The 13,707-nt window shown below is 46.0% G+C and carries 10 protein-coding genes; 2 read left to right on the forward strand and 8 right to left on the reverse strand.

Annotated elements, in window-relative coordinates; translation table 11 throughout:
- Positions 1-126: 126 nt before the first annotated feature.
- The 5 genes from glmS to AAA946_RS22040 all read right to left on the reverse strand — a co-directional run bounded on the left by glmS (position 127) and on the right by AAA946_RS22040 (position 6,804).
- Positions 127-1,959 carry a glutamine--fructose-6-phosphate transaminase (isomerizing) gene (gene glmS, locus AAA946_RS22020; RefSeq protein ID WP_338166886.1) on the reverse strand — a complete coding sequence of 611 codons (1,833 nt, stop codon included), beginning with the start codon at positions 1,957-1,959 and terminating at the stop codon, positions 127-129.
- A 73-nt stretch (positions 1,960-2,032) separates the two neighbouring features.
- Positions 2,033-2,800, reverse strand: coding sequence for a DeoR/GlpR family DNA-binding transcription regulator (locus AAA946_RS22025; protein WP_338166887.1), 768 nt, complete (start codon positions 2,798-2,800; stop codon positions 2,033-2,035).
- A 244-nt stretch (positions 2,801-3,044) separates the two neighbouring features.
- The gene (locus tag AAA946_RS22030) at positions 3,045-3,578 is read right to left on the reverse strand and encodes an MltR family transcriptional regulator (RefSeq protein WP_338166888.1); all 534 of its coding nucleotides are present in this window, start codon (positions 3,576-3,578) and stop codon (positions 3,045-3,047) included.
- Between the two features lie 50 nt (positions 3,579-3,628).
- Positions 3,629-4,777 (reverse strand): mannitol-1-phosphate 5-dehydrogenase, encoded by a 1,149-nt coding sequence (locus tag AAA946_RS22035; protein ID WP_338166889.1) that lies wholly within the window; start codon positions 4,775-4,777, stop codon positions 3,629-3,631.
- 131 nt (positions 4,778-4,908) lie between these two features.
- Positions 4,909-6,804 (reverse strand): PTS mannitol transporter subunit IICBA, encoded by a 1,896-nt coding sequence (locus tag AAA946_RS22040; RefSeq protein ID WP_338166890.1) that lies wholly within the window; start codon positions 6,802-6,804, stop codon positions 4,909-4,911.
- A gap of 466 nt (positions 6,805-7,270) precedes the next feature.
- Here AAA946_RS22040 and AAA946_RS22045 point away from each other — a divergent pair, with 466 nt between their 5' ends.
- Positions 7,271-7,930, forward strand: a complete 660-nt coding sequence (locus AAA946_RS22045; protein ID WP_338166891.1) for an HAD family hydrolase — start codon at positions 7,271-7,273, stop codon at positions 7,928-7,930.
- Positions 7,931-7,990: 60 nt separating this feature from the next.
- Here the strand turns inward: AAA946_RS22045 and AAA946_RS22050 are convergent, their stop codons facing one another.
- Together AAA946_RS22050 and AAA946_RS22055 are read right to left on the reverse strand one after the other, a co-directional pair.
- Entirely contained in the window at positions 7,991-9,628 is a 1,638-nt protein-coding gene (locus AAA946_RS22050; RefSeq protein ID WP_338166892.1) for a glycoside hydrolase family 32 protein, read from the reverse strand.
- 195 nt (positions 9,629-9,823) lie between these two features.
- Positions 9,824-10,813, reverse strand: a complete 990-nt coding sequence (locus tag AAA946_RS22055) for a LacI family DNA-binding transcriptional regulator (RefSeq protein WP_338166893.1) — start codon at positions 10,811-10,813, stop codon at positions 9,824-9,826.
- A gap of 310 nt (positions 10,814-11,123) precedes the next feature.
- Here AAA946_RS22055 and AAA946_RS22060 point away from each other — a divergent pair, with 310 nt between their 5' ends.
- On the forward strand, positions 11,124-12,569 hold the full coding sequence (locus tag AAA946_RS22060) for a sucrose-specific PTS transporter subunit IIBC (RefSeq protein WP_338166894.1): 1,446 nt from the start codon (positions 11,124-11,126) through the stop codon (positions 12,567-12,569).
- A gap of 49 nt (positions 12,570-12,618) precedes the next feature.
- Here the strand turns inward: AAA946_RS22060 and AAA946_RS22065 are convergent, their stop codons facing one another.
- On the reverse strand, positions 12,619-13,680 hold the full coding sequence (locus tag AAA946_RS22065) for an MBL fold metallo-hydrolase (RefSeq protein WP_338166895.1): 1,062 nt from the start codon (positions 13,678-13,680) through the stop codon (positions 12,619-12,621).
- Positions 13,681-13,707 lie beyond the last annotated feature (27 nt).

The following is a 13,707-nucleotide window of genomic DNA, read 5'->3' on the forward strand; positions in this document are numbered from 1 at the left end:
GTCAGGTATCAATCAACCAAACCGGGCTTTAAACGTTCTCAGCTTCAATGTCAGCGTTTAAAACTCTACTGTCGAGCTCTAATCTTTATTTTTCGCCGACAACATATAGCGCTACTGAGCGTTCACTTACTCAACCGTCACCGCTTTCGCCAAGTTACGAGGTTGGTCAACGTCAGTACCTTTGATTAATGCTACGTGGTAAGACAGTAGCTGCATTGGCACTGTGTAGTAGATTGGTGCGATGATGTCGTCTACATGAGGCATTTGGATGATCTTCATGTTCTCATCACCTTCAAAACCCGCTTTCTCGTCTGCGAAAACATACAGCAGACCGCCACGTGCGCGTACTTCTTCGATATTTGACTTCAGCTTCTCAAGCAGATCGTTGGTTGGTGCGACAACAACGACTGGCATGTCCGCATCGATAAGCGCTAGAGGGCCGTGCTTAAGCTCACCTGCTGCGTACGCTTCAGCGTGGATGTAGGAGATCTCTTTGAGTTTGAGAGACGCTTCCATCGCGATTGGGTAGTATTCGCCACGACCTAAGAATAGTGTGTGGTGCTTGTCAGCGAAGTCTGTTGCTAGAGCTTCAATTTCTTTATCAAACGCTAGCGCCTTCTCGATGTTAGCTGGAAGCTCGTGCAGTGATTTCACGATTTCTGCTTCGCGCTCTTCGGTCATGCGACCTTGAAGGCGAGCGATAGACACCACCATCATCAGCATTGCAGCTAGCTGAGTGGTGAAAGCTTTGGTTGAAGCAACACCGATTTCTGTCCCTGCGCGAGTCATGAATGCAAAGTCAGATTCACGAACCAAAGAGGAGCCCGCTACGTTACAGATAGTCATTGCAGACATGTAGCCTTTCTCTTTCGCAAGACGCAGTGCTGCTAGAGTATCGGCAGTTTCACCAGATTGTGAAAGCGTCACAAGTAGGCTGTTTGGGCGTACAACGAAGTCACGGTAGCGGAACTCAGATGCGATCTCTACATCACAGCTCACACCAGCCATCGATTCAAACCAGTATCGAGCCGCCATACCAGAGTTGTAGGAAGTACCACATGCGATGATCTGTACGTGCTCAACCTTCTTAAGGATATCAACCGCGTTGACACCGATCGCTTCAGTCACTACTGCTTTGTCAGTAATACGACCTTCCATTGTGTTGATCAGTGCGCGTGGCTGCTCGTAGATCTCTTTTTGCATAAAGTGGCGATATTGGCCTTTGTCACCCGCGTCATGTTCTGCGTTAGATTCTGTGATTTCACGCTCTACTGGGTTACCTTCAACATCAAGAACCTTAACTTCACGGCGAGTGATCTCAGCAACATCGCCTTCCTCTAGGTACATGAAGCGGCGAGTTACACTAAGAAGTGCAAGCTGGTCAGAAGCTAGGAAGTTTTCGCCAACACCAAAACCGATAACGATTGGGCTACCAGAGCGCGCAGCAACGATGCGGCTTGGATCTTTACGATCAACAACAACTGTACCGTAGGCACCGTCTAGTTGCGCAGCAGTTTTTTGTAATGCTTCAACCAAAGTGTCTGATGTTTGACACTCCCACTCGACTAGGTGAGCGATAACTTCAGTATCCGTTTGAGATTGGAATACATAACCGCGCTCTTGAAGCAGGGCACGCAGCTCTTCGTGATTTTCGATGATACCGTTGTGAACAACAGCAATATCGCCAGATACGTGTGGGTGAGCGTTTGCTTCAGAAGGTTCACCGTGCGTTGCCCAGCGAGTGTGAGCGATACCCGTACCGCCAGTCACATCTTGTGCATCGACTGCATCAGCAAGCTCTTGTACCTTACCTAGACGACGAACGCGTTTAAGCTCCAGATTTGCATCAACAACGGCTACACCCGCTGAATCATATCCACGGTACTCCAGACGGCGTAGACCCTCTACCAAAATTTCCGCTACGTCTCGTTGCGCTACCGCACCTACGATTCCACACATATCAATTCTCCATTTTTTAGTTTCTGTTTCCCTCAATGAACGCAAGCAAGTCAATAGAAGAGGGATAATTCGTTTAAGCGCAAATTACCTTTACGCTATTGGATTCAATTTGAGCCTTTTGCTCTGTTGTTAAGCCTTGATCGGTCACCAGTACATCAATCGCGTCCCACCCTAATTCTAGGTTAGGAATTTTTCGGCCAATTTTCTCGGATTCAATCATGACCACCACTTCACGAGCCACTTCTGCCATCACATTACTTAGTCCAATTAACTCATTGAACGTCGTTGTGCCGCGAGCTAAGTCGACGCCATCTGCGCCGATAAACAGTTGGTCAAAATCGTAAGAACGCAGAACGGATTCGGCGACTTTGCCTTGGAAAGACTCGGAATGGGCGTCCCAGGTTCCACCGGTCATTAGAAGTGTTGGTTCGTTTTCCAGCTCGTTGATCGCATTGGCAAGGGAAAGTGAATTCGTCATCACAACCAAACCTTTCTTACTCCCCAAGCGAGAAACCAAAGCACCTGTCGTGCTACCGCAGTCAATCACAATGCGGTAATGGTCGTTAATCAACGCCGTAGCAGCTTCAGCGATCTTCTCTTTAGCTTCTGAAGTCGCTACCGACTCATTGAGCACTTCGTCGACCGCCTCTTGTGGAAGTGATACCGCACCACCATAGCGGCGCAACAACTGGCCATTTTTTTCTAGCGAAGTGAGATCTTTTCGAATCGTAACTTCAGAGGTATCAAACAGAGCAGACAGCTCCTCAACACTGACTTCGCCTCGCTCTTGTACTAGCTGGGCAATGGAATGACGTCGAACCTGAGTATTACGTTTTCTCACTTTAACTTTCGCTTCAAAACTTAACTGATGCAAAAATTATTTCACAACGTAAGTTATTGCGCAAGGAAATGGCTGTTTTATTTGTAAGACAGCAATTAAGTGCTGTAATTTTGAATGCTTAAATTTCGATTCGAAACTTATCTGTATGGAAAGGCAGAACGAAACTGAAACTTATGAGTCAAAGAAGGGAGGGAATAGACCAATAAAAAGCCCCATAGCAGTGACGCGACGGGGCTAATATAAGTTAGACAAGTGGGTTGTCTCTACATAAGGTTTCGACCATCTCGGTGATCGCGAGGATGATCGTCGACTTAACTCGTTGATAGTGTCGCTCTAAGAACATTTCTAACATGACTTCATCCAGTCCTGCCGTCATGCTCTCATCGTATTCGATAGGCATCATTTTCTGGATAGCACTGATTTTATTGAGCTCGAACAATACGTCGACTTCAGTAAAACTCACTTTGTTTTCTTGATGCTTAGTCCATTCTCGGAGTGTGACAAAGATATCAATATCATCAAATACTTGCTTGGAAATGACACCTAGCCCAAGCAGCAATTTAGCGCGTACTAGAATGTCGCCTAGAGGACCATCACTGGTAAGAAGAGGGTCGACAACATACTTCACTGCATAGTCGTCTTTATGAAAGATACTATTGATAAGGGTATCTAGGGTGTCGTCAATGGCATCATAAGCAGCCATAAGACACGCGCTCGCGTCCTTCGCTTCAGATAGCGCTTCTAATAGTTCAGTTTCATTAGGCGGGTGCAGTGGCATAACATCTCTTAAAACAAAGGGTGCCACTTGCGTGGCACCAACAGCTTGAATCATTTGAGCGCTAAATACGCTTCGTGCGCTAGTGTAACAATTTCTGAATCAACATTCAGCTCTGAATAATGAGCCAATGTTTTTTCAAATCCTTGTTCTGCAAACATCGCTTGAAGCTCAACCGCTTGTGGGTCATCGTCGTTTTTGTAAAGGAATGCTGCTGCAATACCTTTTAATAAGTAACTATTTGGCAATCCATACTCTAGCGTACCGTTAAGAGGCTTAATCAAGCGATCTTGTGGGCTTAGCTTACGGATTGGCTGACGACCAACACGATCCACTTCATCGCGCAAGTATGGGTTTGCAAAACGACCGAGAATTTTTTGAATGTAAGCCGCATGCGCATCTGCATCAAAACCGTAACGGCGGATCAATACTTCACCGCTTTCCTGCATGGCCGCTGTTACGTCCGCAAGAATCGCAGCATCTTCAATAGAGTCTTTGATGGTTTCGTGGCCAGCCAGTACACCTAGGTAAGCGGTGATTAGGTGACCGGTGTTAAGCGTGAACAATTTACGCTCAACGAATGCCATTAGGTTATCAGTGCACTCCATACCTTGAATCGCTGGGATGTCACCAACAAACTGAGTTTGATCGACGATCCATTCACTGAACGTTTCAACGGTTACCGCAAGAGGATCCGTTTCACCCTCTTCTGCTGGCGGTACGATTCGGTCTACTGCAGAATCAACGAAGCCAATGTTCGCCTCTGCAAATGCTTGAACATCTTCAGAAAGGTGCTCAAAGATCATCGCTTTTAGCTGACTAGTGCCACGTACCATGTTTTCACATGCGATGATGTTAAGCGGCGTGGTATTGCCATTCGCTGCACGCTTTTCAATACCTTGTGCGACTGATTTAGAGATGATCTTCAGTACTGTTGGACCAACGGCTGTCGTCACCAACTCTACGTCAGCGATAAGATCAATGATGTCGCTGCTGGTTGAGTTGACTGCAGTAACATTCGTCACTTCTTCTACTACTACATCTTCACCAACAATTTTTACAGGGTAGGACTGACGTTCAATCAGAGCGTTAACCACGGTTTCGTTTACATCAGCAAATGTTACGTGAATGCCTGCATCTGCGAGTAGTTTTCCGATAAAGCCACGACCGATATTACCTGCGCCAAAATGTAATGCTTTCATAAGACGTCTTCCTAAATAACTCATTAAAAAAAGAAAAAGAAAAAATCAAAAATGAGACCAACAAGGGGGCTGTTGGTCTCGTTTCACTTAGGAGCTATGACTCAAAGCCAAGGTGATTATCACCATTTCTGCTACTTACCACTTAGGATGCGAAGGACATCTTCAACATTAGTGGTAGACTTCAAACATTCGACAGCTTCGTCGTCATCAAGTGAATTCGTAATCGCCGTGATAACCTGAATGTGTTCATCACCTTGCGCCGCGATACCAATCACCATCTTAGCGACATCATCTTCGTCTTCGCCCCACTGAACACCGTCAGGGAACTGACAGAACACGATACCTGTCTTGTTAACGAACTGTTTTGCTTCAATAGTGCCGTGAGGTACTGCAATCGACTCACCTAGGTAAGTAGAAACCAACTCTTCACGAGCCAACATGCCTTCCACATATTGCGGTTCTACATAACCAAGTTTTACGAGTTGCTCACCAGCAAACTTGATAACTTCTTCTTTGGTCTTCACTTCCATGCCCAAGAAGATATTTTCATTTGATAGCTTAAGCGTTCCTTCTTCATTGCTTGAGCTAGTGTCTGCTGGTGCTTCAGGCTTTTTTGGCTCAGCACCCGCTTGTTGTGCATTAACCAAGTCTGCAACTAGACCATCGTACAGAGCACCGTCTAGGAAGTTACCTAGCGAGATGTGGTGTGCATCCGCTGCATGAGTACGAGCACGGTCGGTTAGGTCTTTGTGAGTAATCACAATGTCAGCGCCATCAGGTAAGTTGTTGATCGCAAGGTTAGTCACTTCAATGCCAAGGCCTGCTGCTTCTACTTTTTTACGAAGCATGCTTGCACCCATTGCACTTGAGCCCATACCCGCGTCACACGCTACGATGATTTTGCGCACTGTCGCTAGTTCCAGAGCTGCACCAGCTTGACCTTTAGAAGCCGCTTTCATGTTCGCCATTTGGCTTGCTGCTTTTTCTAGTGACTCTTCTTCATCGTCTTGTTTAGACGTTTTCATTAGTAGAGACGCTACAAAGAAAGTTACCGTCGCAGAAGCAATGACTGACAGAATCACACCAACAAATGCAGACTTAGGTGTCATCAGTAGAATCGCGAAGATAGAACCTGGTGATGCCGGAGATACTAGACCTGCATCGAACATAGTTAGAGTGAACACACCTGTCATACCACCAGCAATAACAGCGATGATTAGACGTGGGTTCATCAGAACGTATGGGAAGTAGATTTCGTGGATACCACCGAAGAAGTGGATAATCGCTGCACCCGGAGCTGACTCTTTTGCATTACCACGACCGAAGAACATGTAAGCAAGTAGAAGACCTAGACCAGGACCTGGGTTTGCTTCAATCAAGAAGAAGATAGATTTACCCATCTCTTCTGCTTGTTGGATACCCAGTGGTGAGAAGATACCGTGGTTGATTGCGTTATTTAGGAATAGAATTTTCGCAGGTTCAACAAAGATAGAAGTAAGAGGCAGAAGACCTGCGCTAACCATCATGCCAACACCAGCTGCTAGCGCAGTTGATAGCACTTTCACTGCTGGACCAATCACAAGGAAAGCAAGGATGGCACAAAGCATACCAACGATACCGGCAGAGAAGTTGTTCACCAACATCTCGAAGCCGCTCTTCACTTTGCCTTCAACCGCTTGGTCGAATTTCTTAATTGCTAGACCGCCTAGAGGACCAACAATCATCGCCCCCATAAACATTGGGATGTCAGTACCAACAATCACTCCCATTGTGGTGATTGCACCAACAACCGCACCGCGATCGCCAGCGACCATCTTACCACCCGTGTAACCAATCAGCAGTGGCAGAAGGTAAGTGATCATAGGGCCAACCATTGAACCTAATGTTTCATTAGGGATCCATCCGGTTGGAATAAATAGTGCCGTAATCAAACCCCAAGCGATAAATGCACCAATGTTTGGCATTACCATGTTGGAGAGGAAACGACCAAAGTTTTGTACTTTGATTTTTGCTTCAGGAGATAGCATAAGGTCAGCCTCGTTATCAGAAAATGTGTCCAATGGACTAAAATGTTTATTCAAAAGTCCATTAAAAAGTAACACAGGATTTCCAAAAGTCAGCATAACGCCCCTTTTTGTGACATGCATCACTACCAATGGCAACCCGGGCAAAAATAAGAGTGATCAACTTCACATTATTTGGCCGTTAATAAATTACACAGCAACTTTGTTGAGAATAAATTTCATTCACTGGTGACTTTGATCACCTTTTAATACCAAGACACCCACAAATAGTTAGTGATGTAAATCACATATTATGTAAATCACAGCACTCAAACCCATTCAATAGAACTATCTACGACTACAATTCGAGCAATAAGTCGACTAAACAGCCTTAATTTGTAATTAAATTACAGTTTTGACATTTCAATTTCAAAGGACTTCTGACAAAGTAACGAGATTAAAATAACGTGAAACAAAAAGGAGCATGGCAATGTTCAAAGCACTACTGTTCGATATGGATGGGCTCATTTTTGACACAGAAGCGGTATACAAAGTTAGCTGGCAGTATGCCGCCGAAACAATGGGGTTTGATTTAACCGACGAGTTTTATCAGCGGTTTATTGGGGTTCAAGACCCGGACTGTGAAAGAATGCTCGCAGAACATTTTGGGGAAGGCTTTGACCTAGCTGAATACAAAACAATCCGAGACACGTATTACCACAAAGTTCGTAAAGCTGGAGTTGCGTTTAAAGAGGGTTTCCACACACTATTTACCGAAGCCAAAGCCCAACAACTGACACTCGCACTCGTTACTTCATCTGCCCTAACTGAGACCAAATTAAACTTTAGCAATACCGACTACCTAAACCAGTTCGATCTTGTTATCACAGCAGAAGATGTCGCCAACGGCAAACCGGAGCCAGATTGCTACATCATGGCCTATGAGAGACTTGGACTGACGGCTAAAGATTGCTTGGTACTTGAGGACTCAAACAATGGGATGCGTTCTGGTAAAGCTGCCGGATGCTACGCCGCGATGATTCCCGACATAGTGTCGCCACAGAAAGACGTGGTAGAAAGTGCCGACTATATCTTTGATTCACTTGACCAAGTGACCGCATTACTAAAATCAGCAACAGTCATGCCATAAACAATAAAGCCCTGAACTATCAACGACAGTTCAGGGCTTTTTAATATACAGTGGCAATAACTAGCTAACTATGAATGGGGCACTTGCTGCGCTTAGAGGGAAAAGCTCAAAGTTTGCTAAACCACCAACAAGCTCAATGGCTGTTGCATCTTTATCGGTAAACACTCGACTCGTCAGTACTTGCTCACCACCATTAACAAAGATCTCCAATGAGGACTCATCAGATAGAATACGCAATGCCACTTTATCACTCGTTAAAGCTACTTCACGCTGTGTGTCTCCTTCGCGGATCAAGGTGTGAGTTCTATCTAAAAGCAATGTACGAGTTGCTTCATCTAATCGAATCGAAACGTACTGGCCTTCTTTAGCGTGTAACCTCAACTCGCTTCCCCACTCTAGCTCAACACTCATATCAAACGCTTTATTGTTAAGTTGCTGATAGCTGGTGTTATCAAGGCTAAAACATTGTTTGTCTTGATACAAAGTCTCTATTTCCGCAATTGGCATTTGAGTCAATCGACCACCTTTGTTGCTAAGTTCACGCAACGCGGTCAATTGATGCACCCAACCATTATCTGTGGAAGGATGATCGATTTCATCTGGCAATCCCATCCAGCCCGAAAGGACGCGTCGACCATCGACGGTTAACAGGGTTTGCGGCGCGTAAAAGTCAAAACCTTTGTCGAGATTTCCAAATTCAGACAAGGTGATTTTACCTTCTTCATCTAACTCCGCTTTGGTATAGCCGTTATGATGAGGAATCGTATGAACAGCACTTTCCGATTCAATACCCTGAGGTCCAACAACAGCAAAATGCTCTCCACCCAGTTCAAACAGATCCGGGCACTCCCACATATAGCCAAAATCACCCATCTCATCACCGCATAGGGCAACAAACTCCCATTCAACAAGATCCTGCGAACGATAAACGGCTAATCGACCTTTTAGATCTGTGGTTTGAGCACCGAGTAACATCAGCCAATAGTCGCCATGTCGAACAATTTTTGGATCGCGAATATGCGGCGTGACACCGTCAGGTAGCTCAGGAATAACTGGGCCCAATTTCTTGAAGTGGATACCGTCATCGGAGACTGCCAAGCACTGGGTGGTATGGCGATCGCGTTGATTGCCAATTCGGGTGTTGCCCGTATAGAACAACATCAATTGTTCACCCTGGCTCAATGCATGACCCGAAAACACTCCATGACTGTCGAACCAATCTGATGGTGTTAACGCCAGCGGTTGCCAATCCCAATTGATCAAATCACGACTTGTTAGATGCGCCCAGTATTTATCTTTATGAACACAGCCGTGTGGGTACCACTGATAGAAAAGATGATATTGCCCCTGATGATAAATAAAGCCGTTTGGGTCATTCAACAATCCTCTAGGAGGTGAAACGTGCCAAGTAGGGCGATGTTCACAAGCTGCTGGCTGACTTGACTCAACAGCGAGTAGCTTTTGCTGCTCCGCAATCACACAGCCAAATTCTAGTAAACTTGCCTCATCAAAATTATCTGGCATGGAGAACGTGAGTTGTGGCTTCCCCAGCACCTCCTCTAAGCTGTAGGGTGGCAAAGAGTCATGAATAAGCGCTAGGTCATTCACTTCAATCACCAACTGTTTGTTGGGGGATAACACACGCGTGATATTGGCTTGACCACCGAGCATTGTTACAAGATCGCTAACTGAGAACATGTTGGCTAATCACCTTAATACTGAGAATTCTTTTCTGGGAACGTTTGCAATACTAGTTACAAAACCGAACTGATACAAGAGCATTCATGGTGAGCAGCTGGTTTTGTGACCTGAAACACATCCTGTCCCCCAACTCATAGTAACGCAAATATCTAGGCAAAGAGGCGGTAGTGCTGTCAATTGAGGGGTAAGCAACTAGCAGGTTTCACGATCGATAGTTTGGAAAGTAAGAACAATTTTACTCATCATAGCAGGTTCACCACTAAGCAAATCCATCAGTAGCTTCGCGGCACTTTCACCTGCCTTATCAAAAGGATAGTTAAAAGTAGAAATACTTGGTGACGACACAGAGCCAAGCTCATCATTACCCACCCCTAGCACTTTAATATCCGAACCGGCAGTCAAGCCAAGTTCTTGAATCGCCTTTACCGCTCCAATCGCAATGCGGTCGGTCGCACAAAACACGCCATCTAAGTCGGCATGCTCGGCCAACAGTTGTTTCGCTTGTTGATAGCCCGACTCAATCGTAAATTCACCGCGACTATGAAATAGTGGCTCTCCTTTACGTTTAAATTGCAGCGCTTGCTCAAGGCCTTGGTAACGAAGTTTATCCACCGCAATATCTGAACTGGCCACTCCGATAAAGCCAATATGACTACAACCCGATGATATTAAACGATTTCCAGCCTCAAATCCGACTCGAAAATCATCATGTACAATACTCGGAATATTAAACAAAGAGCCATCCTGACCCACCAGCACCACAGGTGCAGCGGACTGCAAAATCACCTCAACCAACTCTTCGTCTAAGTGGGTTGCATACAAGATGATACCCTCGACACGCTTTTGGTTAAAAAGACGGATGAACTCAATTTCTTTTTGAAAAGATTGCTGCGTACTGGCAAGCAATACCTGCTTACCTGCATTATCGAACACACGACTTAAACCGTCGACCCCTTGTGAGGTGGCGCTTGACGCGACCCTTGGGACAATCACCCCAATCAAATTGGTCTTTTGTGACTTAAGTTCCTTCGCCACTAGGTTTGTTTGATAGCCCAGCTCATCAATGGCCTTTTGAACCTTATCTTTTGTCGCTTGCTTTACCCCATACTCGTTGTTCACAACTCGAGATACAGTAGATTTGGAAACGCCAGCGAGTTTAGCGACATCATGTAAGCTTGCCATGGGGTAAATGTCCGATATTTATGGGAATGTTTGCAAAGAATACCATGAAAAATGGCTCCTGAATAAGCCTAACTGCCAATCAACAACTTGCTTATTGACTCATTTCGCCCAAAATTCTTACAGAGCGCACACTCTTATCGAGCCTTACGAGGCAAGAGATGATCGTAATCACATTGTGGGACTTTATCTTTTGACTCTAATTCGAACATGCTTATGATTCGATCTTGCAAACGTTCCCAAAAATGTATTCAACACACGTTATTGAGAACAACATTAGATAATAACGCACAAAATGTAACCGGAGCTCGTTATGAACTATCCAGTCATAGCCAAACAACTACTCGCGCTGCTTGGGGGAAAGGACAACCTCTCTGCCTTGGCACACTGCGCTACTCGCTTACGCCTCGCTGTAAAAGATGAATCGCTGATCCAAGAAAAAGCCATCGACGATCTAGAAGGCGTGAAAGGACAGTTCAAAGTCGCTGGTCAGTATCAGATCATTTTCGGCTCTGGCATCGTTAACCAAGTTTACGCAGAACTCGCTAAACTGACTGGCATGTCTGAAATGTCCACCAAGGACGTGGCTTCTGCGGGTGCCCAAAAGCAAAACTTACTGCAGCGAGCAGTAAAGGGCTTGTCGGACATCTTTGTTCCTATCATCCCTGCCATTGTGGCCGGCGGTCTATTGATGGGTATCTTTAACCTGCTGACCGCACCTGGCCTGTTTATTGAAGGGCAGTCGCTGATTGAAGCCAACCCAGGCCTTGCCGATCTGGCCAGCATGATTAACACTTTTGCGAACGCACCATTTGTTTACTTACCTGTTTTGCTCGCATTCTCAGCTTCGAAGAAATTTGGCGGTAACCCGTTCCTTGGCGCAGCTCTTGGTATGTTGATGGTTCACCCAGACCTACTTAACGGCTGGGGCTTTGGCGGCGCAGCGGTATCGGGCACGATCCCAACTTGGAACATCTTAGGCTTTGAGATCCAAAAAGTCGGTTACCAAGGATCCGTGTTACCTGTGCTCGTGTCCGCGTTCATCCTTGCTAAAGTGGAAAATGGTCTGCGCAAGTTTATTCCATCTGTATTAGATAACTTACTAACGCCGATGCTTGCCATCTTTATCACTGGCTTCTTAACCTTTACGGTTGTCGGTCCATTCACTCGTGATATTGGCTTCCTACTTGGTGATGGTCTTAACTGGCTATATGACTCAGCAGGTTTTGTCGGTGGTGCGCTATTTGGCTTCATCTACGCACCGTTTGTTATTACTGGTATGCACCACAGCTTTATTGCTATCGAGACCCAGCTTCTGGCCGATATCGCAATCACCGGTGGTACGTTCATTTTCCCTATCGCGGCAATGTCTAACATTGCGCAGGGCGGTGCAGCACTAGCGGTAGGCTTTACCACTAAAGATATCAAGCTTAAAGGGATTGCCATGCCTTCTGGCGTGACAGCGCTATTGGGTATCACAGAGCCAGCAATGTTTGGTGTTAACCTAAAACTGCGCTACCCGTTCATCGCCGCTATCATCGGTGCGGCAATCTCAAGTGCTTTCATCACTATGTTTAACGTGAAAGCACAAGCACTAGGCGCAGCTGGTCTGCCAGGTATCATCTCAATTCGTCCAGAGAACATCGGCTACTACATCGCAGGTATGGCAATGTCTTTCGCTATCGCGTTTGGTCTGACGATTGTTCTAGGTATGCGCAACAAGCAAACCGCTGGCAATCAAACCGAGGCGTCGGCTTAGTAATCTCCTATTTGCCCTGTAAAGATAGACCCCCTACTACCCCAAAGGCTCACACATTGTGAGCCTTTTCTTCTTCCCACCAGCGCTCTTGGTTACTCACTTCCAACTCACTAAGTAACACCTTTTCGCCAATCTTGGGACATAGGAAATCGACTCCCAAACGCTTTGCTTCTTTCTCCGCTCTCAGCAGCGGGTCATTCCAAACATGGAAAGAGAGATCAAACGTAGTGTTGTGGATAGGCAGCATCACCGCCCCTTGGACATCCAAGTGCGCTTGAACACTTTGCTCTGGAAACATATGAATGTCAGCCCAATTCTCATCGTAGGCTCCGGTTTCCATAAGCGTCAGATCAAAAGGTCCGTAACGCTCACCAATTTGCTTGAATCCGTCGAAATACCCCGAATCACCACTGAAATAGATCTTAGATCCTTGCCCTAAAATAGCCCAGCTTCCCCACAGTGAACTGTCGCGCTGTTTAAACGAGCGCCCGGAAAAATGCTGCGTCGGCGCAAATGCGAACCGAACCCCACTCACCACCATCGACTGCCACCAATCAAACTCAACGATCTTGTCATCTGGTACGCCCCACTCTATCAAATGACTCGCCACACATTTCGGCACCAAAAACGCGCCGACCTTGCTGTGAAGCTGTTTGATGGTTTGCTTATCCAAATGGTCGTAATGATCGTGACTTATCAAGCACACATCGATGAATGGCAAGTCACTCACCGAAATAGGTAAATGGTGATAACGCTTAGGGCCAGCCCATTCTAGCGGAGAAGCTCGATTGCCCAATACAGGATCAGTCAAGATGGAGAGCTTATCGACTTTCATAAGTACTGAAGAATGCCCTAACCGGTAGACGCAATCGCGGGTCTCCGCACTTACCGCCTGAGAACACATGGTTTCCACCGGAATATCCGGAACTTGAAAATTTAGGATTTTATCGAGATTGAGATAGGAGCGTAATGTCGTGATCGTATCTTTCAACGTCGGGTTATAAAGGGTTTCGGAGTTGGTAAACCGTTGAGGTGTAGTGCTATTGAACTTAGTGTCCGAGAGAAGCGGTAATAGTCGAGTCTTTACATTCCTTGCTAGCGACGCAGGCATAGTGAGCTTCCTATTGAGTCATTGTGC

Origin of the sequence: Vibrio sp. 10N, assembly GCF_036245475.1 — a bacterium.
Classification (GTDB): Bacteria; Pseudomonadota; Gammaproteobacteria; order Enterobacterales; family Vibrionaceae; genus Vibrio.